21 protein-coding genes and 1 pseudogene are annotated in these 23,734 nt (G+C 67.8%); 11 read left to right on the forward strand and 11 right to left on the reverse strand.

What is annotated here, in order from left to right; translation table 11 throughout:
* Positions 1-19: 19 nt before the first annotated feature.
* Together AC5P65_RS14605 and AC5P65_RS14610 are read left to right on the forward strand one after the other, a co-directional pair.
* Positions 20-2,680: a sensor histidine kinase gene (locus tag AC5P65_RS14605; protein WP_180832808.1), complete on the forward strand. Its 2,661-nt coding sequence runs from the start codon at positions 20-22 to the stop codon at positions 2,678-2,680.
* Complete coding sequence (locus tag AC5P65_RS14610) at positions 2,661-3,374, forward strand: response regulator transcription factor (RefSeq protein ID WP_111097662.1); 714 nt, start codon at positions 2,661-2,663, stop codon at positions 3,372-3,374. The genes AC5P65_RS14605 and AC5P65_RS14610 overlap by 20 nt, the downstream gene beginning before the upstream one ends.
* 315 nt (positions 3,375-3,689) lie before the next feature.
* Here AC5P65_RS14610 and AC5P65_RS14615 read toward each other — a convergent pair whose 3' ends face one another.
* From AC5P65_RS14615 to coaBC, 3 genes are read right to left on the reverse strand one after another with little or no spacing between them, the layout of a single operon-like run.
* Complete coding sequence (locus tag AC5P65_RS14615; protein ID WP_180832809.1) at positions 3,690-6,035, reverse strand: phosphomannomutase/phosphoglucomutase; 2,346 nt, start codon at positions 6,033-6,035, stop codon at positions 3,690-3,692.
* Between the two features lie 12 nt (positions 6,036-6,047).
* Positions 6,048-6,521: a dUTP diphosphatase gene (dut, locus tag AC5P65_RS14620; RefSeq protein ID WP_005411999.1), complete on the reverse strand. Its 474-nt coding sequence runs from the start codon at positions 6,519-6,521 to the stop codon at positions 6,048-6,050.
* Positions 6,518-7,780 (reverse strand): bifunctional phosphopantothenoylcysteine decarboxylase/phosphopantothenate--cysteine ligase CoaBC, encoded by a 1,263-nt coding sequence (gene coaBC, locus AC5P65_RS14625; protein ID WP_111097663.1) that lies wholly within the window; start codon positions 7,778-7,780, stop codon positions 6,518-6,520. The genes dut and coaBC overlap by 4 nt, the downstream gene beginning before the upstream one ends.
* A 228-nt stretch (positions 7,781-8,008) precedes the next feature.
* Between coaBC and AC5P65_RS14630 the strand changes: the two genes are divergently transcribed.
* From AC5P65_RS14630 to AC5P65_RS14645, 4 genes are all read left to right on the forward strand, one after another.
* Complete coding sequence (locus AC5P65_RS14630) at positions 8,009-8,635, forward strand: response regulator (protein WP_019661790.1); 627 nt, start codon at positions 8,009-8,011, stop codon at positions 8,633-8,635.
* A 70-nt stretch (positions 8,636-8,705) separates the two neighbouring features.
* Positions 8,706-9,410, forward strand: coding sequence for a RadC family protein (radC, locus tag AC5P65_RS14635; protein WP_026347232.1), 705 nt, complete (start codon positions 8,706-8,708; stop codon positions 9,408-9,410).
* A gap of 114 nt (positions 9,411-9,524) precedes the next feature.
* Positions 9,525-11,213, forward strand: a complete 1,689-nt coding sequence (gene argS, locus AC5P65_RS14640) for an arginine--tRNA ligase (RefSeq protein ID WP_019661792.1) — start codon at positions 9,525-9,527, stop codon at positions 11,211-11,213.
* A 21-nt stretch (positions 11,214-11,234) separates the two neighbouring features.
* The gene (locus AC5P65_RS14645; RefSeq protein WP_021204747.1) at positions 11,235-12,134 is read left to right on the forward strand and encodes an SPOR domain-containing protein; all 900 of its coding nucleotides are present in this window, start codon (positions 11,235-11,237) and stop codon (positions 12,132-12,134) included.
* 128 nt (positions 12,135-12,262) lie between these two features.
* Here AC5P65_RS14645 and AC5P65_RS14650 read toward each other — a convergent pair whose 3' ends face one another.
* Both AC5P65_RS14650 and AC5P65_RS14655 read right to left on the reverse strand, forming a co-directional pair.
* Positions 12,263-13,015, reverse strand: a complete 753-nt coding sequence (locus AC5P65_RS14650) for an SDR family NAD(P)-dependent oxidoreductase (RefSeq protein ID WP_180832810.1) — start codon at positions 13,013-13,015, stop codon at positions 12,263-12,265.
* Between the two features lie 99 nt (positions 13,016-13,114).
* Positions 13,115-13,603 (reverse strand): hypothetical protein, encoded by a 489-nt coding sequence (locus AC5P65_RS14655; protein ID WP_164144494.1) that lies wholly within the window; start codon positions 13,601-13,603, stop codon positions 13,115-13,117.
* Positions 13,604-13,687: 84 nt separating this feature from the next.
* Between AC5P65_RS14655 and AC5P65_RS14660 the strand changes: the two genes are divergently transcribed.
* Positions 13,688-14,155 (forward strand): YehS family protein, encoded by a 468-nt coding sequence (locus AC5P65_RS14660; protein ID WP_019661796.1) that lies wholly within the window; start codon positions 13,688-13,690, stop codon positions 14,153-14,155.
* On the opposite strand, the gene AC5P65_RS14665 is transcribed toward AC5P65_RS14660, so the two are convergent.
* Complete coding sequence (locus AC5P65_RS14665) at positions 14,124-15,011, reverse strand: LysR substrate-binding domain-containing protein (RefSeq protein ID WP_180832812.1); 888 nt, start codon at positions 15,009-15,011, stop codon at positions 14,124-14,126. The two genes, AC5P65_RS14660 and AC5P65_RS14665, sit on opposite strands and share 32 nt — an antisense overlap.
* Positions 15,012-15,154: 143 nt before the next feature.
* Between AC5P65_RS14665 and AC5P65_RS14670 the strand changes: the two genes are divergently transcribed.
* Positions 15,155-16,303 carry an MFS transporter gene (locus AC5P65_RS14670; protein WP_329842601.1) on the forward strand — a complete coding sequence of 383 codons (1,149 nt, stop codon included), beginning with the start codon at positions 15,155-15,157 and terminating at the stop codon, positions 16,301-16,303.
* On the opposite strand, the gene AC5P65_RS14675 is transcribed toward AC5P65_RS14670, so the two are convergent.
* Positions 16,300-16,998, reverse strand: coding sequence for a TorF family putative porin (locus AC5P65_RS14675; protein WP_111097664.1), 699 nt, complete (start codon positions 16,996-16,998; stop codon positions 16,300-16,302). The genes AC5P65_RS14670 and AC5P65_RS14675 overlap by 4 nt on opposite strands.
* Before the next feature lie 178 nt (positions 16,999-17,176).
* Between AC5P65_RS14675 and AC5P65_RS14680 the strand changes: the two genes are divergently transcribed.
* Positions 17,177-17,566, forward strand: coding sequence for a DUF6165 family protein (locus tag AC5P65_RS14680; protein WP_031270855.1), 390 nt, complete (start codon positions 17,177-17,179; stop codon positions 17,564-17,566).
* A gap of 6 nt (positions 17,567-17,572) precedes the next feature.
* Here AC5P65_RS14680 and AC5P65_RS14685 read toward each other — a convergent pair whose 3' ends face one another.
* Together AC5P65_RS14685 and AC5P65_RS14690 are read right to left on the reverse strand one after the other, a co-directional pair.
* Positions 17,573-18,250, reverse strand: coding sequence for a response regulator transcription factor (locus AC5P65_RS14685; protein ID WP_021204740.1), 678 nt, complete (start codon positions 18,248-18,250; stop codon positions 17,573-17,575).
* Positions 18,251-18,440: 190 nt separating this feature from the next.
* On the reverse strand, positions 18,441-19,013 hold the full coding sequence (locus AC5P65_RS14690) for an OmpO family porin (protein WP_021204739.1): 573 nt from the start codon (positions 19,011-19,013) through the stop codon (positions 18,441-18,443).
* A gap of 210 nt (positions 19,014-19,223) precedes the next feature.
* Here AC5P65_RS14690 and AC5P65_RS14695 point away from each other — a divergent pair, with 210 nt between their 5' ends.
* Together AC5P65_RS14695 and AC5P65_RS14700 are read left to right on the forward strand one after the other, a co-directional pair.
* Positions 19,224-21,626 (forward strand): S9 family peptidase, encoded by a 2,403-nt coding sequence (locus tag AC5P65_RS14695; RefSeq protein ID WP_180832813.1) that lies wholly within the window; start codon positions 19,224-19,226, stop codon positions 21,624-21,626.
* Between the two features lie 91 nt (positions 21,627-21,717).
* The gene (locus tag AC5P65_RS14700) at positions 21,718-22,077 is read left to right on the forward strand and encodes a DUF1428 domain-containing protein (protein ID WP_049455507.1); all 360 of its coding nucleotides are present in this window, start codon (positions 21,718-21,720) and stop codon (positions 22,075-22,077) included.
* 15 nt (positions 22,078-22,092) lie between these two features.
* Here the strand turns inward: AC5P65_RS14700 and AC5P65_RS14705 are convergent, their stop codons facing one another.
* Together AC5P65_RS14705 and AC5P65_RS14710 are read right to left on the reverse strand one after the other, a co-directional pair.
* Positions 22,093-22,785 carry a hypothetical protein gene (locus tag AC5P65_RS14705; RefSeq protein ID WP_010486925.1) on the reverse strand — a complete coding sequence of 231 codons (693 nt, stop codon included), beginning with the start codon at positions 22,783-22,785 and terminating at the stop codon, positions 22,093-22,095.
* A gap of 125 nt (positions 22,786-22,910) precedes the next feature.
* Positions 22,911-23,690, reverse strand: a pseudogene (locus AC5P65_RS14710) (histone); the annotation flags it as partial.
* Positions 23,691-23,734 lie beyond the last annotated feature (44 nt).

Consider the following 23,734-nt stretch of genomic DNA (forward strand, 5'->3'; position numbering starts at 1 on the left):
TGCGCGCACAATGGCACCCATGACTGATGCGCGTACCCGCCAGGCCGATGCCCTGGTCGAAGGCCTGCAACGCGAAGCCGGCGGCAAGCTGACCGTGTTCCTCGGCGCGGCGCCGGGCGTGGGCAAGACCTACGCCATGCTGACCCGCGCGCAGGAACAGCTGCGCCGCGGCGTGGACCTGGTGGTGGGGCTGGTGGAAACCCATGGCCGCGCCGACACCCAGGCCCTGCTGGAGGGCCTGCCGCAGCTGCCGCTGAAGGAAGTGGCCTACCACGGCCACACCCTGCAGGAGATGGACCTGGATGCCGTGCTGGCACGGCATCCGGCGCTGGTGCTGGTGGATGAACTGGCCCACCGCAATGCACCGGGCAGCCGCCATGAGCGCCGCTGGCAGGATGTGATGGAGCTGCTGGACGCCGGCATCGACGTCTGGACCACGGTCAACATCCAGCATCTGGAAAGTCTCAACGACGTGGTGATGCGGATCACCGGCGTGCGCGTCAGCGAGACCGTGCCGGATGGCGTGCTCGATCGGCTGCACGACATCGTGCTGGTCGATCTGCCGCCGCGCGAACTGATCGCGCGCCTGCAGCAGGGCAAGGTCTATGTGCCCGAACAGGCCGCGCAGGCACTGCAGGCATTCTTCTCGCCGGCCAACCTGACCGCGCTGCGCGAACTGGCCATGCAGGAAGCTGCCGACCGCGTCGACAGCAGCCTGCGCGAAGCACGCGCCGCACGCGGCGAGAGCAACCTGCCGCTGCGTCGCGGCGTGCTGGTGGCCATTGATGGCGGCGGCCAGAGTGAATACCTGGTGCGCGTGGCGAGGCGCATCGCCGAGCGGCGCGACGCACCGTGGACGGTGGTGACCGTGCAAGGGCGACGCCAGGACGAGGCGACCCGGCGCGAGATCGATGCGGCCTTCGCGCTGGCACGGCGCCTGGGCGGCGACGCCGAACTGCTGCACGGATCGAGCATCGCCGATGCCCTGCTCGACCATGCCGCGCACAATGGCGTATCGACCCTGGTGCTGGGCCGGACCCGCGAACGGCCGCTGGCGCGGATGTTCAACCGCACCCTGACCCAGCAGCTGATCCAGCGCGGCGCGCACTACGAGATCACCATCATCAGCACGCCGCAGGCACGCGCACGCTCGCGCCGCGAGAGCCTGCTGCCGCCGATGCGCGGCATCAGCTACGAGCCTGCACAAGCCCTGATCGCGACCGCATTGGCCTGTGCGGTGGCGTGGCTGGCCGAACACTGGGTGGGCATGGCCGACCTGTCGATGGTGTTCATCGTGGCGGTGGTGCTGGTGGCCGCACGCACGCGCGCCAGCGTGGCGGTGATGGCGGCGATCCTGTGCTTCCTCGCCTACAACTTCCTGTTCATCGCGCCCCGCTTCACCTTCGCCATCGGTGCACGCCAGGGTGTGATCACCGTGTTCCTGTTCCTGGCCGCGGCACTGGTGGCCGGGCGCCTGGCCTCGCGCCTGCGCATGCAGGTCATCGCGCTGCGTGCGGCCAACCGGCATGCGCGTGCGCGCCAGCAGCTGGGGCGGCAGCTGGCCAGTGCGGCCGGCAATGGCGAGGTGGCACAGGCGGGTCGGCACGCACTGGAACAGGCCATGGACGTACCTGCGTGGCTGCGGATCGGCGCCGATACCGCAACCGGTGGCCGTTCGCAGCCGGGCGATACCGATCTGGCCGCCGCCGACTGGGCCCTGCGCCACGGCCAGCCCAGCGGCCGCTTCACCGACACCCTGGCCGGTGCGCAGTGGTGGTTCCTGCCGCTGCTGGATGGCGAAGACCGCGCCATCGGCGTGGCTGGCCTGTACCTGCCCGGCGCGCAGGCGCGCCTGCTGCCCGAACAACGGCAGCTGGCCGAGGCGATGGTGGATGACATCGCGCAGGCCGCATTGCGCACGCGGCTGGTGGCCGAACTGGAGCAGGCGCATGTCAGCAACGAAACCGAGCGGCTGCGCTCGGCCCTGCTCTCTTCGGTGTCGCACGACCTGCGCTCGCCGCTGGCGGCGATGATCGGTTCGGCCGACAGCCTGGCCAGCTATGGCGCGGCGATGGATACGGCCGATCGCCGTGCTCTGCTGGACACCATACTGATAGAAGGCGAACGGCTGGATCGCTACATCCAGAACCTGCTGGACATGACCCGCCTCGGCCACGAAGGGCTGAAAATCAACCGCGACTGGATCGGCGTGGACGAACTGATCGGCTCGGCGGCGCGGCGCCTGCAGCGCTACCAGCCGAAGGTGCGGCTGGAACTGGACATCCCGGCCACGCTGGCGCCGATCTGGGTGCACCCGGCGCTGGTCGAGCAGGCGGTGTTCAACGTGATGGAGAACGCGGCCAAGTTCTCGCCGCCCGATGCCGCCGTGCAGGTGCAGGCGCGCGAACTGGACGGCCAGCTGCGCATCGACGTGATCGATGCCGGCCCCGGCATTCCCGACGACGAACGCGCGCGCATCTTCGACATGTTCTACAGCGTCGAGCGCGGCGACCGCGGCCGCCACGGCACCGGCCTGGGCCTGACCATCTGCCAGGGCATGATCGGTGCGCATGGCGGCAGCGTGCAGGCGCTGCCCGGACGCGACGGTCGCGGTACCCTGATCCGCATCACCCTGCCCCTGCTCAAGCCAGCCTCCCACGATGAGCCCGACCCCGATTGAAGCCAGCGCGCCGGCCGCGCGCGTGCTGGTGATCGATGATGAAACCCAGATCCGCCGGTTCCTGGATATCAGCCTGCGCGCGCAGGGCTACCAGGTACGGCAGGCCGCGACCGGCCAGGAAGGCCTGGAGATGGCCGCCAGCGAAGACATGGACCTGGTGATCCTGGACATCGGCCTGCCGGACATGGAAGGCCACGAGGTGCTGGAGCAGCTGCGGCAATGGAGCCAGGTGCCGGTGATCATGCTGACCGTTCGCGCCGGCGAAACCGAGAAGGTGCGGGCGCTGGACAACGGCGCCAACGACTACGTGACCAAACCCTTCGGTACCCAAGAGCTGATGGCGCGGGTACGGGCGCTGCTGCGCACGCGCAGCGTGCCCAGCGACGGCACCCCGCCGGTGTTCGACGACGGCCATCTGCATGTGGACCTGGTGCGCCGTGAAGTGGCACTCGATGGTGAACCGGTGGCGCTGACCCGCAAGGAATACGCGCTGCTGTCGCTGCTGCTGCGCAATGCCGGGCGCGTGGTGACCCAGCCGCAGATCCTGCAGGAGATCTGGGGGCCGACCCACCAGCACGACACCCATTACCTGCGCATCCTGGTCGGCAAATTGCGGCACAAGCTGGGTGATTCAGCGCTGGATTCGCGCTACCTGTTCACCGAGCCGGGCGTGGGATTGCGGTTCAAGGGGTGAGGGTGTGCCGACCAACGGTCGGCACCTACCAAAGCAAATGCGGAAGAGCATCCACGCATGGCGTGGATCTCTGCTGTGTCGACCAAGGTCGACACCTACCAAGAGCAGTTCATGCGGTTCGGACAGATCGCGGGAATCTGTCGAAGGCGGGGTGGGTCCGGTTGCGGGGGCGTGAGCCGCATGGATGCGGCGACCGAGCTTACATGGACGTACTTGCAGAGTCCCCCGTAACCGGACCCACCCCGCATCCTACGGATAGCCGGCCTTTGACGTTGACGTTGATTCGGCGGGTGCCGGGCGCCGCCCGGCCCCACCTCAGAACCCCAGCGGGGTGTCGCCCAGCACCGGCTGCAGCTGGCTGCGGAACAGCGCCTGGATGCGTTCCAGTGCGGCCTCGTCGTTGCCCTCGAAGCGCAGCACCAGCACCGGCGTGGTGTTGGAGGCCCGCACCAGGCCCCAGCCATCGGGGAAGTCCACGCGCAGGCCGTCGATGGTCGACAGTCGGCCGCCGACATACGGGTTGTCCGGCGACTGCGCCGCCGCCACCAGCATTGCCACCAGCGCATGCGGCGTGCCGTCGGCCACCGGCACCTTCAGCTCCGGCGTGGCCACCATCTCCGGCAGCTCGCCCAGTACCTCGTCCGGGGTCTCCTCGCGCTGGGCCAGGATCTCCAGCAGGCGCGCCGCCGCATACAGGCCATCGTCGAAACCGAACCAGCGCTCCTTGAAGAAGAAGTGGCCGCTCATCTCGCCAGCCAGTTCGGCATCGGTCTCGCGCATCTTCGCCTTCATCAGCGAATGCCCGGTCTTCCACATCAGCGGGCTGCCACCATTGCGCAGCACGTGGTCGGACAGCTTGCCGGTGCACTTCACGTCGTAGATCACCATCGCGCCGGGGTTGCGCATCAGCACGTCGGCGGCGAACAGCATCAGCAGGCGGTCGGCATAGATGATTTTGCCGTCAGCACTGACCACGCCCAACCGGTCGCCATCGCCATCGAAGGCGACGCCGAGGTCGGCCCCGAAGCGCTTGACCGTCTGCACCAGGTCTTCCAGGTTGGCCGGTTCGCTCGGGTCGGGATGATGGTTGGGGAAGGTACCGTCGACATCGCAGTACAGCGGAATGACTTCAGCACCGATGGCTTCCAGCAGTTGCGGTGCCAGTGCGCCGGCCACGCCGTTGCCGGCATCGACCACGACCTTCAGCGGACGGTCCAGCTGCACGTCGTCGGCGATGCGCTGGATGTAGTCGGCACTGACATCGCGCTGCTGGTAATCGCCCGGCTCCGCAGCCTGTACCAGGCGGCCCTCGACGATGCGCGCGTAGAGATCGGTGATGGCATCGCCGGACAGCGTCTCGCCGCCGATGACCACCTTGAAACCGTTGTACTCGGGCGGGTTATGACTGCCGGTCACCGCCACGCAGGTGCCGGTACGCAGGTGGAAGGCGGCGTAGTACACCACCGGAGTCGGCGCCAGGCCGATGTCGATCACCGCACAACCGGCGCGGCGCAGGCCCTCGGCCAATCCTGCGGCCAGTTCCGGGCCGGACAGGCGGCCATCGCGACCGATCACCACCTCGCGCAGGCCCTGCTCCAGTGCCACGGTACCGATGGCCTGGCCGATCAGCGCGGCGGTCTTCGGCGTCAGTTGGCTGCCCACCACGCCGCGGATGTCGTAGGCGCGGAAGATACCGGCCGCCAGTTCCTCGGCCGGAACCGGCGGCGGGGGCGGCGGTGCACTTTCAGTGGTGCTGGCCCCGGCCACCGGCGGCGGCGCCATCTGCAGGCTCTCGCTCAGGGTCGGGCCATGATCCGCTTCCGCCACGGCCGCACGCCGCGGCAGCGGCAGCGTCTTCGGCAGGCGGCCGCGACCCACCACCAGCAGTACGGCGATGAACGCCAGCAGCAGCGCAACGATGGCGCTGACCAGCGAACCCAGGCCCAGCGGACCGGGTTCGATATTGGGTACCGCGGCCACCAGCCGCAACGGGGTACCCGGGATCGGCCGCGCCAGGACTTCGGCACTTTCGGCCAGGCTGGCATCGCCCAGGGCGACGAGGTCATGCGCGCCCTGGCGCAGGCCAAGGAAACCGGCCGATGGCGCACTCACCTGGTCCAGCGGCGAGGTCAGGCGCAGCAATGGCTGGCGCACGTAGAGCACTGCCGGGCCCAGGCTGCCCAGCGGCACCGGTGCCGCCAGGCCAAGACGATTGCCACCCCCATCGCGGACCACGCGCAGGCTGGGGCCGGCCTCGGCAAGCGCTCCTTCCAGCAACGCCAGGCGGGCATAGCCGAACGTGGCCGGGTCGGCGTAGGCATTGGCCAGATCGGCGGTCAGCACTTCAGCATGCTCGACGCCGGTCCAGCTCTCGCGGACCGCGAGTGCCGCCGCAGCGGCATCGCCGGCCTGCAGCGCCTGCTGCACGCGCTCGTTCTTCAGCTGCTGCTGCAGCTGCTTCAGCTGGCCGGCGGCGGCCTCCTGCAGGCCCTGCACAGCCTGGTCGCGCGCAGCTTCCAGCGCCTGGCCGTTGGCCTCCTGGCGCCATTGCTGCACCGCGCTCCATCCGAACCAGCCGGCCAGCAGGACCAGCAGCACCCCCAGTAGTGGTGCACTGCGTCCCAACGACCGTCCCCGCTGTCCTTCCCCGATGCCGCTCATCGATGTCCCCTGTCAACGCACCCCGGTATGGCCGAATCCACCCGTTCCGCGCACGCTGTCGGTGAAAGTATCCACCACCTGCAGGCTGACGCGGGCAATCGGCACCACCACCAGCTGCGCGATGCGATCACCCGGCTCGATGGTGAATGCCTCGCGGCCGCGGTTCCAGACGCTGATCAGCAGCGGTCCCTGGTAGTCGGCGTCGATCAGGCCGGTGCCATTGCCGAGCACGATGCCGTGGCGGTGGCCGAGCCCCGAACGCGGCAGGATCACCGCGCACAGGTGCGGGTCGGCGATGTGGATGGCCAGGCCACTGGGCACCAGCGCGGTGTCGCCCGGCTGCAGGGTCAGCGCGGTATCCAGCGCCGCGCGCAGGTCCATGCCGGCGCTGGCTTCGGTGGCGTAGGCCGGCAGCGGCCAGCTGTCGCCAAAGCGCGGATCGAGCAGCTTGACCTGCAGGGGTTGGGAAGTGAAAGCCTGGGTCATGCCTGGAGTCTCCGCGCGATCAGCGCCAGCAGTTGTTCGGCCAGCTCGCGCTTGGAGGTGGCCGGGAATACCTGTTCACCGTCCTGCCAGAAGGCAGTGGCGGCATTGTTGTCGCTCTCGAAACCACCGCCGCTGATGCCGACCTGGTTGGCGATCACCAGGTCAAGGCGCTTGTCGACCAGCTTGCCACGCGCATACTTCTCCACGTCGTGGGTTTCGGCGGCAAAGCCGACCACCAGCTTCAGCGACTGCGTCTGCGCGGCAACTTCGGCCAGGATGTCCGGCGTGCGCACCAGCTCGATCACCAGCGACTGGCTCTCGGCGGTCTTCTTCAGCTTCTGCGGTGCAACCTGGCGCGGTGTGTAGTCGGACACCGCAGCGGCACCGATATAGATGTCGGCCGGCAACGACTTCAGCACGGCATCACGCATCTGCGCGGCCGAGCGCACGTCCACACGCTGCACGCCGGGAGGCGTCGGCAGCTGCACCGGGCCGCTGACCAGCACCACCTGGGCGCCCATCGTCGCGGCGGCCGCAGCCAAGGCAAAGCCCATCTTGCCGCTGCTGCGGTTGCCGACGTAGCGCACCGGATCGATGTCTTCATAGGTCGGGCCAGCGCTGATCAGCAGGCGCAGGCCCTGCAGCGCGTGGGTTTCCGGTGCGGCAACCGCCGCTGCAGCACTGCCATTGGCCGCCAGCGCGGCGACGATGTCGCCGGGCTCGGCCAGACGACCCGGACCGGATTCGCCTTCGGCCAGCGGACCGTCGACCGGGCCGATCACCTGCGCGCCGCGCTGGCGCAGCAGGGCGATGTTGGCCTGGGTGGCCGGATGCAGCCACATGCGGTGGTTCATCGCCGGGCAGATCGTCAGCGGCGCGGTGCTGGCCAGGCACAGCGTGCTGACCAGGTCATCGGCGTGGCCCTGGGCCAGCCGCGCGAGCAGATCGGCGGTACCTGGGGCGACCACGATGCGATCGGCCCAGCGCGCCAGTTCGATATGGCCCATGGCCTGTTCGGCGGCGCTGTCCCACAGCGTGGTGCGGGTCGGCTGCCCGGACAGCGCCTGGAAGCTGAGCGGAGTGACGAACTGCTGGGCACCGGCAGTCATCGCCACCTGCACCTGGGCACCGGCGTCGCGCAGGCGCCGCACCAGTTCCAGGGCCTTGTAGGCCGCGATCCCGCCTCCGACGCACAACAGCAGTTTCTGACCTTCCAGCGCGCGGGCCGGCGCGGGAGAAGCGTTGGGGGAGTCAGCCACCTGGAATTCCTGTGCAAACGAGGGCGCTAGCTTACCCGAAGGTCGGTAATGTCCCGGTGCCCGGTGCACATAGCGGGCGGCTATCAGCAGATGGAGCCCGCCTGCATTGACCCGGCATTCACCCGGTATCGGTTTCGGACCTTTCCTATACCTCCAGGGGCCTGCGCTTTTGCAGAATCAGGCATTGGCTGCCGCCCGCCGTGGCCTGTTCGATCTTCGAGGAACCGCGTGCGTCCACGCATCATCATTGCCGACGACCATCCCGTGGTCCTGCATGGCATCGCCATCGTGCTGCAGACCTACCTGATGGACATCGTCGGCAGTGCGCGTGACGGCGCCCAGCTGCTGGACCTGGTGGACCGCCACGACTGCGATGCAGTCCTGACCGACCTGTCGATGCCGGGTGCCGGCCCGGACGGTCCGGAGCTGATCGACGCGCTGCGCATGCGTCGCCCTGGCCTGCCGGTGGTGGTGCTCACCGGCGCCCGCCATCCCGGCCTGCTGGACGGCCTGCTGCGGGAGGGCATCAGTGGCCTGGTCGACAAGTGCGCCGATTTCGCCGAGCTGCCCCAGGCGCTGAACGCCGCACTGGCCGGGCACGTATTCGTCTCCCAGCAGCTGCGCCATCACCTGCAGGCCCGCGACCTGCTGTTCCCGCGCGAACCGGCACCGCTGTCGGCACGCGAGAAGGAAGTGCTGGATCTGCTGGCGACCGGGCTCAACGTGAACGAAGTCGCCAAGCGTTGTGGGCGCAGCCCGAAGACCATCAGCCGGCAGAAGGCCGAAGCCAAGCGCAAGCTGGGGCTGCAGAACAACCAGGAACTGTTCGACTACCTGCAGACCCGGCGCGACTGAGGTATCGACCGACCCGGGACCGCGGCAAGCCCCGATGGGAGACGCCGCCGAAGCTGGCGATGATGCAGGCATGCCCATCCACGACTGGCCCGAACAGGAACGTCCCCGCGAGAAGCTGATCGCGCGCGGGCCCACGGCACTTTCCGACGCCGAGCTGCTGGCCCTGTTCCTCGGCTCCGGCTTCGGCGGCCGTGATGCCGTGCAGACCGCGCGCGACCTGCTGCAGGCGCATGGCCCCTTGCGGGTGCTGCTCGACCGTCCCGCGGGCGAACTGGCCCGCTTGCCCGGGCTGGGCCCGGCGCGCAGCTGTACGCTGGCTGCCGGGCTGGAACTGGCCCATCGCTACCTGGCGGCTGAGCTGGAGCACGGCGAAGCGGTGGGTAACAACCCTGCCGCGGTCGGCCGCTATCTGCAGCACCGCCTGCGAGGGCAGGCGCGGGAAATCTTCATGGCCCTGTTCCTGGACAACCGCCACCGCCTGATCGCCTGCGAAGAGCTGTTCCACGGCACCATCAACGCCGCGCCGGTCTACCCCCGCGAGGTGGTCCGGCGTGCCCTGCTGCACAACGCGGCGGCGGTGATCCTCAGCCACAACCATCCTTCGGGCGACCCTGAACCGTCCAGCGCCGATACCCGCATCACCGATGAACTGCAGCAGGCGCTGGCGATGGTGGACGTGCGCCTGCTGGACCACTTCGTGGTCGGCGAGGGCCGTCCCGTTTCATTTGCTGAACGGGGCCTGCTGTCCCCGCCCCAGCCTCGGCTGTTCGGCTGAGCGCGCCCCCTTCAGGCGCCACCGGCCGCCCCCGCAGGCATGTTCTGGTCAGCGTGGGCGCGGGTACATGCGCTAAAATGGGCGATTCCGCCGCTCATTCTCACAGCAGGCCTCGTGAAAAATCTCCTCCGCGCCCTGATCAGCCAAGGCATCGAAGCCTTGCGCGCCAATGGCACCCTGCCCGCCGACTCCCTGCCGCCGGACTTCGTGGTCGAGCGCCCGAAGACCCGCGACCACGGCGACTTCGCCACCAACGCCGCGATGCTGCTGGCCAAGGCCGCGCGCAGCAATCCGCGCGCACTGGCGCAGGCGCTGGTCGAGGCGCTGCCGCGCAGCGAGGACGTCAGCAAGGTCGAGATCGCCGGCCCCGGCTTCATCAACTTCCACCTGGCCCCGGCCGCGTACCAGCGTGAAGCCGCGTCGGTCATCAAGGAAGCCCACGACTACGGCCGCAACCTGTCCGGCAATGGCCGCACGGTGGGCGTGGAGTACGTGTCGGCCAACCCGACCGGCCCGCTGCATGTCGGCCATGGCCGCGCGGCGGCCATTGGCGACTGCGTGGCGCGCGTGCTCGATGCCAACGGCTGGAACGCCAAGCGTGAGTTCTACTACAACGACGCCGGCGTGCAGATCGAGAACCTGGCGCTGTCCACCCAGGCACGGATCAAGGGCATCGCGCCGGACCAGGACGGCTGGCCGGAAGGTGGCTACCGCGGTGAGTACATCGTCGACGTCGCCCGCGCCTACATGGCCGGTGCCAGCGTCGACCTGGAAGGCAGCACCGTGGTGGGCGCCAAGGACCCGGACGACATGCAGGCGATCCGTCGCTTCGCCGTGGCTTACCTGCGCAACGAGCAGAACCTGGACCTGGCCGCGTTCGGCGTCGACTTCGACATCTATTTCCTGGAAAGCTCGCTGTACGCCGACGGCAAGGTGGCAGAAGCGGTGGCCAAGCTGCAGGCGTCGGGGCATACCTACGAGGAGGGCGGCGCGCTGTGGCTGCGGAGCACCGACTTCGGTGACGACAAGGACCGCGTGATGCGCAAGTCCGACGGCACCTTCACCTACTTCGTGCCGGACGTGGCCTACCACCTGTCCAAGTGGCAGCGCGGCTACGAGCGCGCGATCACCGAACTCGGTGCCGACCACCACGGCTCGCTGGCGCGTGTGCGCGCCGGCCTGCAGGCGATGGAAGTGGGCATTCCGCAGGGCTGGCCGGAGTACGTGCTGCACCAGATGGTCACCGTCATGCGTGGCGGCGAGGAAGTGAAGCTGTCCAAGCGTGCCGGCAGCTACTTCACCCTGCGTGACCTGATCGAGGAAGCCGGCCGCGATGCCACCCGCTGGTTCCTGATCGCGCGCAAGCCCGATTCGCAGCTGACCTTCGACATCGACCTGGCCCGCCAGCAGAGCAACGACAACCCGGTGTTCTACGTGCAGTACGCGCATGCCCGCGTCTGCAGCCTGCTGCGCCAGGCGCAGGAGAAGGGGCTGGTGTATGAACAGGCTGATGGCCTGGCCAACCTCGGCCGCCTGGCCGACGACGCTTCGCTGCTGCTGATGAACGAGATCTCGCGGTACCCGGAAGTGGTGGAGGCGGCCGGCGTGGCGCTGGAGCCGCATCTGGTGGCGCAGTACCTGCGTGAATTGGCGCACGCGTTCCACACGTGGTATCACGGAACGCCGGTACTGGTGGAAGATGCCGCCGATCGCAACGCCAAGCTGACCCTGGCCTGCGCTGCCCGCCAGGTGCTGGCCAACGGCCTCGACCTCCTGGGCGTCAGCGCCCCGGAAAAAATGTAAGCATCAGGAGACGCAGTACCCATGGCAGCACGACGCGGCAAAAACCAGGCACGACGCAACAGCAGCAGCCAGGGCACACCCGGATGGGTGTGGCTGGTCGCTGGCGTGGCGATTGCGGCCGTGGTGTTCCTGGCGGCGCCGAACCTGTTCAAGGGCGAAGGCGATGGCTTCCTTCGTGCCGGACCGCAGCCGAACCCGAACGCGCAACCGGCCCCGGTCGCTGACGCCGACAGCGATGTCGGCACCCAGCCGGCCGCACAGCCGGCTACGCCGAAGCCGGCCGAGCCGGAAAAGCCGGCCGCGACCCAGTACGACTTCTACACCCTGCTGCCGGGCAAGGAAGTTGAAATGTCCGACGCCGAACTGGCCGCCAGCGCGCGTGCCGAAGACCAGCGCCGGGCCAGGGCCGAAGCGCAGCGCGCGCAGGCTGCACTGGAAGGCAAGCCGGTTCCGCCGCCCGCGGCGCCAGCACCCACAGCCACGGCCAGCGTGGCCAGCACCGCCCCGGTGACCGCGACCAGCCGTCCGCTGCCGGCACCGCTGAGCGAACGCCCGGCGGCGGCAACGCCTGCAGCCGGCACCCCAACGGCGTCGACCAGCAACGCCGCGGCCACGCCTGCAGCACGTGCGGAAGCCGCACCGGCAGCGACCGGTACTCCGGCAGCTGCTGCACCGGCTGCCGCCGACAACGCCCGCTACATCCTGCAGGCCGGTGCGTTCGGTGCCTCCGGCGATGCCGAGGCGACCAAGGCCAAGCTGGCGATGATGGGCCTGGCGGCACGCGTGGAATCGGCGCAGATCAACGGCAAGACCGTGTACCGCGTGCGTATGGGACCGTATGGGAGCGCCGGCGAACTGTCCGAGGCCAAGCAGAAGCTGGATGGCACCGGCCTGCAGGCGATGGCGATCAAGGCGCAGTAAGCCTGCCGCTGTGAACGAGGAAGCCGGGCATTGCCCGGCTTTTTTCGTTTCTGTAGAGCCGAGCCATGCTCGGCTGAATCCAGACGAAGCCGAGCATAGGCTCGGCTCTACGGGACCCGCGACGCAGGTCAGCCTTCGCGGGCGACCTGGAAACCGGCGAAGGACTGGCTGACCGGCATCAGCTCCAGGCGATTGATGTTCAGGTGCGGCGGCAGGCTGGCCACCCAGAAGATCTGTTCGGCGATGTCTTCAGCGGTCATCGGGTTGGCGCCGGTATAGAGCTTGTCCGATGCCGCCTGGTCGCCATGGGTACGCACCACGGTGAACTCGGTTTCAGCCATACCCGGCTCGATCGTGGTGACGCGCACGCCGGTGCCGTGCAGGTCCGAACGCAGGCCCAGCGAGAACTGGCTGACGAAGGCCTTGGTGCCACCGTAGGCGTTGCCACCCGGGTACGGGTAGACGCCGGCCACCGACGAGATGTTGATGATCGCGCCCTTGCGCTCCACCAGCTGCGGCAGCAGGCGATGGGTCAAGGTCACCAGCGCGGTGATGTTGGTGTCGATCATCGTGGTCCAGTCCGACAGCTTGGCGCTCTGTGCCGGCGCGGTGCCCTGTGCCAGGCCCGCGTTGTTGACCAGCAGATCGATCTGGCCGAACGCAGGCGGCAGTGCCAGCAGGGCCGCCTCCATTGCCACCGGATCGCGGATGTCGAAGGCGGCGGCGTGAACCACGTCCTTGCCGTAGCGCTCGACCAGCGACTGCAGGCGTTCGCCGCGGCGGCCGGTGGCGATCACCTTCCACCCGGCTTGGGCGAAGCGGTGGACGGCGGCGGCGCCGAAGCCGGACGTGGCGCCGGTAATCAGGACAGTGCGGGTCATCAGGCAACTCCAGGGGGAAAAACCGGACGCCCATTCTGGCACCGTCGGCCCGCCCCTGCGTTGCCGATGCCGGCTGACCACGCCCGGGGCGTGCGCGGCTCAGCGCACGCGGAATACCCGGGCCTTGGGCAGGTCTTCGTCGACCTGCAGGAACCAGCGCCCGGCAATTCCTGGAACAACGGCGATCTGCGGCGACTGCAGCACCTTGCGCAGCTTCATCTGCCCCTTCATCACCTGCCATTGCTGGCCGTTATCAAGGGTGAACAGCGTGCCCGGCTGCCAGCCTGCGACCTCTCCGACCACGCGTGCATTGACCGGTCCTTCTTCCAGGCCCAGATGCATTGCTGCCGGTGCCGGCACATTGGCAGGCAGCGGCGCAGCGGCGGGGGCCACCGCTGCCGTCGGCCCGGTGGCCGCGCGCTCTGCCTCGCGCAGTACCCGGTTCAGTGCCTGCAACTGCGCTGGATTGAGCCCGACCTCGGCCAGTTGGGATGCACTGAGGCGCCGCTCGACGGGTACGAAGCGGTCCTGGGCGAAGGCAGCGAAGCTGCTGGCGAGCAGCAGTGCGGAAAACAGATACCGGCGCATGCAAGGGTCTCAGCGAACGAGTGCCCACGATGCTGCAGTTCGATGACACTCCGGTGACACGCCAGGGGCCGCTACAATTGGACCATGATCAACAATGATGTCCTGCGCAGCGTGCGCTACTCCCTGGACCTGGGCGACCACCACGTGGTGGCCCTGTGCCAGATGGCCGACCCGGCCTTCGCCGTGGAGACCGAGCAGGTGAAGGCTTGGTTGCGCCGCGAGGACGAAGCCGGTTTCGAGGCGATGAGCGACAGCGCGCTGGCGCACTTCCTCGATGGCCTGATCGTGCACCTGCGCGGTCGCGACGAGAACCAGCCGCAGCGCGCGGTGGAGACCCGCATCGACAACAACCTAGTGCTGAAGAAGCTGCGCGTGGCGTTCCAGCTGCGCGACGTCGATCTGATGGAGATCTTCGCCAGCGCCGGTTTCAATGTCTCCAAGTCGGAAGTGGGCGCACTGTTCCGCCAACCCGGGCACGCCAACTACCGGCGTTGCCTAGACCAGATGCTGCGCAACTTCCTCAAGGGCCTGAGCCTGCGCCTGCGCGGCTGAGCACGGCCTCGACGAACGCCCGCGCCGCCGGTGTCGGCAGCCGCTGCCAGACCAGGTGCACGCGGCGGGTCGGGGTCGGCTGCAGCGGAATCCGCACCACGCCTTCAAAGCCTTCGGCGATCAACGCCGGCACGATGCCGACCGCCAGCCCATGGCGGACGAAGCGCTCGACCAGTTCCATCAGGTTGACCTCGAAGCGGACCGTGTGCGGCAGGCCGGCGGCGGCGAAGGCATCGTCGGTCTGCCGCCGCGCACCGGTGCCTCGCGGGAAGTCGACCAGCGCTTCATCCTGCAGTTCGGTCAAGGGCATCCGCTTGCGCCGGGCCAAGCGGTGCGACGGCGCCAGCACCGCCACCAGGTCTTCTTCCTGCAGCATCTGGTGGCAGACCCCGTCCAGGCCGGCCGAGGGCGCCAACCCCACCAGTGCCACGTCCAATTCACGCGACTGCACCTGCGCGATCAGATCCTCGCTCTTGTCCACCCGCAGCTGGAACTCCACCTGCGGGTGCGCCTGCTGGAAGGCTGCCAGCATCGCCACCATGTCGATGCCGGTCAGCGAGGAAATCTGCCCGATCGCCAGCAGGCCACGCACCTCGCCACTCACCGCGGCCACGTCAGCGCGCAGGTGGCGCAGGCTGGCCAGCACCTGGCGTGCGTGCACCAGCAGCGCCTCACCGGCCGCCGTCGCCCGTACCTGGCGCGGCAGGCGTTCAAACAGCGGCGTGCCCAGTTCCTGCTCCAGGTAGGCAATCTGGTGGCTCAACGCGGACTGCACCACGTGGCAGCGTTCGGCGGCACGGGTGAAATTGCCCTCTTCGGCCAGGGCGACGGCAAATTCGAGCTGCTTGAGATTCATCCAGCTATCTCGTTTCCAGATGGCATGGATGATGATGATTCATTTCCATCATGGTCGCAGCAGGCGGACACTGTGCACCCCGCTTTGTGGAATACCGCGTGAGTCCGTCCCTCCCCCCCCTGCACCGCTGGCAGGTGCTGCTGATGTCGGTCGCCACCGGCGTGGCCGTGGCCAGCAACTACTATGCGCAGCCACTGCTGCATACCATTGCCGATGCCTTCGGTGTGCCGTTCGGCCAGGTCGGCATGGTGGTCACCGCCGCGCAGCTGAGCTATGCCGCCGGACTGATCCTGCTGGTGCCGCTGGGAGACCTGTTCGAACGCCGGCGCCTGATCGTGGTGATGAGCCTGTTGTCCGCCGGCGGGCTGGTGATCAGTGCCTGTGCGCCGTCGCTGGCCTGGCTGCTGGCGGGCACCGCGATCACCGGCCTGTTCTCCGTGGTCGCCCAGGTGCTGGTGCCGTTCGCGGCCACGCTGGCCGCGCCGGAACATCGCGGTCGCGTGGTCGGCACGTTGATGAGCGGCCTGCTGCTGGGCATCCTGCTGGCACGTACCGTGGCCGGCCTGCTTTCCAGCCTGGGCGACTGGCGCCTGGTGTACGCGATCGCCGCTGCCACCCTGGTGCTGACCGCACTGGCATTGCAGCGCGGCCTGCCGCGCTTCCACCACAGCGCCGGCCTTGGCTACTTCGCATTGCTGCGCTCGATCGGCGTGCTGTTCGTGCAGGAACCGGTGCTGCGCCAGCGCACGCTGCTGGGCGCCTGCAGCTTCGCCATGTTCGCGATCTTCTGGACGCCACTGGCGTTCCTGCTGGCACAGCCGCCGTATGCCTACAGCGACGCCACCATCGGCCTGTTCGGGCTGGTCGGCGCGGCCGGCACGCTGGCGGCCGGCCTGGCCGGCCGCATGTCCGACCGTGGCCAGACCGGGCGTGCCACCGCCATCGCGCTGGCGCTGCTGCTGCTCTCGTGGCTGCCACTGGGGCTGTCGGCCCACTCGTTGCTGGCGCTGCTGGTCGGCGTGGTGGTGCTGGACCTGGCCGCGCAGCTGCTGCACGTCAGTAACCAGAACCTGATCTATGCACTGCAACCGGCAGCGCGCAACCGCCTCAATGCCGGCTACATGACCGGCTACTTCATCGGCGGTTCGCTGGGTTCGCTGCTGTCGGCGCAGGTCTACCAGCGCTTCGGCTGGACCGGCGTCTGCGTAGCCGGTGCTGCGGTGGCGGTGCTGGCCCTGCTGCTGTGGCTGCCCGGCGCGCTGCATGCGCGCCAGGCCTCGGTGGCCGACTAGAAACTGCCCTGCAGCGCCAGCTCCCATCGTCCACCGGCATTGCCCGGGAACAGGCGCTTGGCCGCACTGTCGGTGTCATGCACGGTGGCACGCAGCTCCCATGCCGGGGCCAGCGTGGCAATGGCACTGAGCTGCCCATGCAGGTAGTCCGGGCCCTGCGCGGTGGCCAGCCAGTACTGGCCCACCGCTGCTTCCAGGCGGACGCGCTCGTGCAGCGGCACGCGCACGCCCAGCTGGGCATAGGTACCGCGATGGCCACCGGCCAACGCATCGTTGGAATGGGCGACCTGCAACCAGGCGCGCTGCTTCCAGCTCACTGTGGTGTTGAGTTCGGTCCAGTCCAGCGCGCGGCCGGTGCCCGGGTACATGTAGCGGGTCAGGTTGGCATCCAGTGTCCAGTCCGGGGCCAGCGCACCGGACCAGCCGGCCACCAGGTCGAACTCGCTGCGCGCGCCATTGTCCGGCTTGAACGAAACGTTGGAGCCCCACACGCTGGCGTACCAACCCGATGGGATCGAAACCTTCGCACCCGCCTGCACCGCCGGGTCGCCGTCGCTCTGCGAGCTGCCACGCCACACGTAGTCACTGGTCAACGCCGCACTGCCACTGACCTGTACCTGTGCCTGCGCGCTGCCGATCCCGAGCAGCCCTGCCAGGGCGGCCACCACCGCCGCCATCATCCCCTTGCTGTTCACTGCACTGTGTTCCTCGTCGAAGGCGGTTATGCCGCCGGGAACGCAGTGTCGAGGCGGTGGCCGTAACGGATCGAGGGTGCTGCCGGGGCCGTGGCGCAAATTCGGCGTAAATCCCGTGATCGGGGCCACATGCCGGCAGCGCGGTATCATGGTGCCCTGTTTCCAGAGAACCAACCGCGTGGACGCCATCCTGACCCCGGTATCGATCGGCGAGCTGATCGACAAGATCACCATTCTCGAGATCAAGGCCGAACGCATCGACGATGCGGCCAAGCTGAGCAACGTGCGCACCGAGCTGGACGGCCTGCTGCCGTTGCTGCAGCAGCAGCTGCAGGCTCAGCCGGCGCTGGCCGTGCTGAAGCAGCAGTTGAAGGCAATCAACGAGCGCATGTGGGACATCCAGGACCAGCTGCGCGACAAGGAAGCGGCCCAGGTGTTCGACGATGGCTTCATCCAGCTGGCACGCGGTGTCTACGGCACCAATGGCGAGCGCGTGCAGGTGAAGAACGAGATCAACCGCGTGGCCGGTTCGGCTCTGGTGGAAGAGAAGCAGTACCAGGGCGAGTAAGCCCGCTCATCCGCATTCGAGCAGGTGCCGGATGCGGAACAGCTCACCATCGCTGTGGATGCCCAGCTTCTCGTACGCCGTCCGCTTCTGCGTGCTGACCGTACTGGCCGTGCGCCCGAAGCGCCGCGCCACCTCCCCGGTGGTGCAGCCCTGCAGGACCAGCCGGAGCACCTCGCGCTCACGTCGGCTCAAGGGCGTCAGCACCGGCGCCGGTGTGCGCCGCATGCGTGATCGGTTCAACTGCGTGCGCAGCTCCGGGGGCACGAAGCGGCCGCCACGGGCCAGTACCTCCACCGCGCGCCGCAGCATCGCCGGCGTGGTTCCCTTTGACAGGAAGCCGCGCGCGCCGGCCTGCATCGCCATGGTCACCATGCTGGCATTGCAGTGCGCAGACAGCACCAGCACCGGCAGCAGCGGCCAGCGCCGCGACAACAGCCGCAACAGGGACAGGCCCTGTTCGGGACCATAGGGCGCCAGCAGGTCGATCAGCAGCAGGTCGATGCCATCCGGCTGGCGCTGCAGCAGATCGAGCAGATCAGCTTCGCGGGTGAAGCTGCCACAGACCTGCACGCCACCGTGCTGGCAAAGCACCACCTCCACCCCCAGACGCAGCACGGGATGCGGCGCCAGCATTGCCAGGCGGCGGGGCCGATCGAGGGGCAGAGCGGGAACGGCAGGCGGCATCACATGGATCCGACGATACGAAGTGCCCACCGTAGGGCCGCGCCGGGAGCAGCGGAATCCAATTTATTGCAACGCAGCAGCGGCCTCGGAACATGCTCAGCTGCGGTTTCGGGTCGTCACAACGCAACAGGCCCGGCATAAGCCGGGCCTGTCGAGGCATCTTCAGCGCGCAGGCGCGCCGAGGAAGCAATTACCAGCTGAAGCGCGGGCCGACGGTGTATTCCTTGTCGCCGTCGCGGTTCATCTTCAGCTCGCCGTTCAGGCCCCAGTTCTGGTTCAGCTTGACCTGACCACCCAGGCGGCCGTACCACTGGCCTTCCGGATTGATGCCGTGCTTCTTCGAGAAATCTTCGTAGCCGACCATGCCGTAGACTTCGGCGTGGGCACCGAAGGCGGTGCGGATACCGGCTTCAGCGCTGTAGCCGTTGAAGTCCAGGCCGTGCTTCTGGTCGCGCTTCTGGTAGGCAACGCGAGCAACGAAGTCGGTGGTCGGGGCGATTTCAACGTTGTAGCCGGCGCCGATCTTCCACTGGTCCAGCTTGATGTTGGTGTGGTCGATTTCCTGGCGGCTGTAATCACCGAAAGCGTGGAAGTTCGGCAGGAAGCCGTACGAGCCCTTCACGCCCCAGCCGTCGGCCTTGAACGCATCGATGTCGGTCTTGGCGTAGTCGGCTTCGGCATAGTTGTACGACAGGTTCTCAGCAGCCGAGGCGGTGAACGGCAGGGCAGCGGCCAGGGCCAGAGCAATCAGCGAATTCTTCATGGGGGTACACCTTTACTTTCTTATGGTGTGCAGCAGCGCCAAGGCGCCATCGCATCGGGAATGTAAATTCTCCGTTATTCGCCACAACGCTCCCTGAAAACAGCGTTCTTCGCATTGCTGAATTTTTTGGCTTGATTCAGGCTGTCTCTGGCATACGCGCGCGGCGCGCGTGCATTTGTGGTTCGTCACCTACTGCAACAGGAGGTTGCCTTGCACGTTTCCGATCCGCTGCTGATGCCTGTTCGCGCCGCCCTCCTGGCCTGCGCTTCCCTGTTTCCGATCCATGCTGCGCACGCGCTGCAGGCGGCTGACTACCAGCGCGCCGAACGCGTGCATGACAGTCATCTGCGCGGTGCGCTGCGCAATGCATCGGTCCTGCCCCAGTGGCTGGCCGATGGGCGCTTCTGGTACGAACGCGAAGACACACAGGGCCGGCGCCAGGCGATACTGGTCGATCCAATCCAGGCTACGCGCGAGATCCTGTTCGAACCCGATGCGCTGGACGCCGCAGTTGCACCTCTGGGTGCCAGCGGGCCACGCCTGCGCTTGAACAACGTGCAGGTACTGGATGATGGCCTGCGCCTGCAGTTCAACGGCGAGGCGGAGATCAACTGCCAATGGCCACGCCTGCAGTGCACGGCCGCACAACAGGCGTTGCCGCCGGCTGATGCACTGCCGTCGCCCGGCGGTGATGCCTGGCTGCAGGTACGCGACCACAACCTGTGGCTGCAGCGCTCTGGAGCGGCGCCGCAGCTACTGACCCAGGGCGGTGAAGCTGGGCATGGCTATGGCGTACTGCCGGACTTCACCCTGCGCGGCATTCCACGCCGTCAGGGCCGGATGCCGGCACGACCGTTTGCGGTGAGCTGGTCACCCGATGGCCGTTACGCAGCCGGCATCCGCTACGACGAACGCGCGCTGCAGGACTATCCCTATCTGGAAAGCAGCCCGACCCACAGCGCGCGGCCGCGCGTGCATACCGTGAAGCTGGGGGTACTGGGCGATGCACAGCAGGTATGCGACAGCCTGTATGTGATCGATATCCCCAGCGGCAGGCAGCATGACATCGCGCTGCCCGAGGGCTGGAACACGCTCAGTGAGGCCGGCATCCTGGGTTGGGACGGCGATCGGTTGTATGCCGTGATCGCGCACTTCGGCACGCCGCGCAGGCTGCGCCTGGTGGAGATCGATGCCAACAGCGGTGCATTGCGCACGGTTGTGGAAGAAGCCAGCGACACTCGCCTCCAGCTCAACGTGTATTCCTACAACCGGCCAGCGGTGGCCATCCTGCCTGGGCAGGACACCGCCGTGTGGTTCTCGCAGCGCGATGGCTGGGGCCATCTGTACCGGGTGCGCCTGTCCGATGGCAAGGTGCTGCGCCAGCTCACCCGCGGCAAATGGGTGGTGCGTGACCTGCTGGGTGTGGACGCTGCGGGTGGCTGGGCGTACTTCAGCGCCGGTGGCGTCGACGGTGGCGACCCCTACGTGCGCGGCCTGTACCGGGTATCGCTGCAGGGCGGTCCGATCCAGCGCCTGGCCGCCGATGGCAACGACCACATGGCCGATGCCGGTACCGGCGCGCTGTTCGGGGCGCGCGCTCCCCAGGCGCTGTCGCCTGGCGGTGGGTATCTGGTGGATACCGTTTCCCGTCTCGACCAGCCACCACGCACCGTGCTGCGGGCCAGCGATGACGGACGTGAAGTGATGGTGCTGGAAACAGCCGATGACAGCGCGATCGTTGCTGCCGGCTGGCGCGCACCACGGCGCGAACGGCTGCTGGCCGCCGATGGACGCACGCCGATCTTCGCCACCGTCTACCTGCCCCGCGACTATCGCGATGATGGCAGCTTCCCGGTGATCGACGCGATGTACGGTGGTTCCTTCATCAGCAATGCGCCGGTGACCTACGCCGAGGCGGTGTCTGCCCTGAATCCGGTATCCCGCGCCAGCCTGGCCGAACTCGGCTTCATGGTGGTCAGCATCGATGCGCGCGGCACCGGTGGCCGCGACAAGGCGTTCCATGACAGCAGCTTCCTGCGCGCCGCCGATGTACAGCTGGATGACCATGTGGCTGCGCTGCGCCAGCTGGGCGAACGCTACCCGGGCATCGACCTGGAGCGGGTCGGCATCTACGGGCATTCGTTCGGCGGCTATAGTGCAGCGCGCGCCCTGCTGCGCTATCCCACGTTCTACAAGGTGGGCGTGGCCTCGGCTGGCAGCCACAATTTCCAGGGTATGTACGGCGGCGCCCTGCACGGCATGGACCGGCTGTTCGGTGGGGTGCTGCCGGCCACGCCCACTGCCGAAGGCGTGCCGGCGCCCTTTGCCGGGCTCGACAATGCGGCACTGGCCGGCAACCTGCGCGGGCATCTGCTGCTGGTCTATGGCGAACTGGACGAGAACGCGCCACCGGCGCTGACCCTGCAGCTGGCCGCCGCCCTGAACAAGGCCCAGCGCAGCTACGACCTGCTGTACCTGGCCCGGCAGGACCACGAACTGTTCCGCAACGACGCCACCTACACGCACCGCATGTGGGACTACTTCGTGCGCCACCTGGCCGGCCAGCAGCCACCGGATACGGTGCTGGCGCCGCTGCCCGGTGGCCCGGGCTGAACAGGCGCACACAGGATGTCGATCCACGACGCCCTGGTTCGTCGGGTACTTGAAGGCCGTGCATGCGGCACGGTCCATCCGGAGGCAGGCAATGAGCTACATCGATGGTTTCGTCTTGGCGGTGCCCACCGCCAACAAGGAGAAGTTCCTCGCCCACGCACGCACAGGAGATCCCGTTTTCATCGAATACGGCGCGCTGCGCGTGGTCGAGTGCTGGGGCGATGACGTGCCGCACGGCAAGACCACCGACTTCTTCGGCGCAGTGAAAGCCACGCCGGACGAGACGGTGGTGTTTTCCTGGATCGAATGGCCGGACAAGCCGACCCGCGACGCCGGCATGAAGAAGATGATGGAAGACCCGCGGTTTGATCCTGCGAAGAATCCGATGCCGTTCGACGGCGCGCGGATGATCTACGGCGGCTTCGTGCCGCTCTACGAGCTGACGCGCTGAACCGGGCGGACGTGCTCAGCGCGCGTCCGTTTCATCGCTGGCAGACGCATGGCCGGCGCCCAGAGCGGCGCCGGCGCCGAGGCCGACACCCCCCATGCCAGCGCCCATTCCGCCACCGCCACCTCCTCCACCCGCACGACCGCCCTTGGCATCGCCCTCGTTGCGGCCCTTGCCGCCGCCACTGGCGCCACCCGGCCGGGTCGGCCCCTGCGGCGGTATCTGCAGGTCGGCCGGAATCGGCGCCAGATCCAGCGCTTCGCGCACGAAGTCGCGCAGCGAGACCACCAGTTCGTGGGTATGTACCGGCCGCCCCTGTGCCAGTTCATTGGCGGCACGCGCGGCCAGCCGCACCTGTTCGTCGGTGCCCAGCAGCAGGATGTCCGACAACGCCGCTTCAACGGCATCACGAATGCGGCGCGCGCGATCCGAACGGGGCTCGGCGATGCCCTCGGCATCCTCGCGCTGGCGCAGGTCACGGCGATGGCTGGGATCCACACCCAGTTCGCCGGTGAACGAACCGCCCAAGGTCTTGTAGGCCGCCATCAGTGTGCGCAGCCGTTCATTGATCTGCCGGTTCTCGCGCTCGCGGCGCTGTTGCAGGGTCTGCATCACCAGCAGGCGGATGCCCACGCCCAGCAGGGTGATCAGGACCAGGCCGGCCAAGGTGGACAGCACGCCCTGCCAGGAACTGAAGTCGATACCGCGCATGCCCGGGGCTCCGGCGGGAACAACCTGCATCTTGCCCCAGACCGCGTCCCAGAAACGCGAAAGGCCCCACCACCCGGGGGGTGGCAGGGCCTTCGGTCACGGCGCGATTACTTGCGCTTGGCGACCTTGCGCACGGCCTTCTTGGCAACGGCGGTCTTCTTGCCGACAACCTTCTTGGCAGCGGCGGTCTTCTTGCCGACGGCCTTCTTGGCGACAGCAGCCTTCTTGCCCACAACCTTCTTGGCGGCAGCGGTCTTCCTGGTGGCGACCTTCTTGGTGGCGGCAACCTTCTTGCCGACAACCTTCTTCGCAGCCACGGCCTTCTTGCCAGCGACCTTCTTGGCGGCGACGGTCTTCTTGGCCACGGCCTTCTTGGCGGTAGCGACCTTCTTGCCGACAACCTTCTTGGCGGCCGCGGTCTTCTTGGCAACGGTCTTCTTCGCGACGGCAGCCTTCTTGGTGGCGGCCTTCTTCACGGTGGCGACCTTCTTGCCGGCAGCCTTGGTGGCGGCCTTGGTGGTCTTCTTGGCAGCAGCGGCCTTCTTGGTCACAGCCTTGCCTGCAGCTGCCTTCTTCTTGGCCACTTCCTTCTTCAGGGCAGCGGCTTCGGCCTTGGCGTTCTTCTTGGCGGCTTCCAGCTTCTTCTTGGCGTTGGCAACAGTCTTGCCCACCGACTTGGCAGCCTTCTCGGCCTTCTTGGCAACGGTCTTCTCGACCTTGGCCACGGCCTTCTTGGCCTTGGCAACGCGGGTACCGGCAGCCTTGGTGGCGCGCTTGACGGTCTTCTTGACCGACTTCACTGCGTCTTCGGCAGCGTGGGCGATGGTCTCGCCAACGTTGGTGGCGGTTTCTTTGACGTTCTCGACGGCGTCGGTCACGACCGACACACCATTACCGTTGCTCATGTTGCCCTCCTGGGGGCCTTAAGTATCAAAACGGGGCGATGCTA

The sequence above is a fragment of the Stenotrophomonas sp. YJH_SMC_48-3 genome (genome assembly GCF_059369375.1).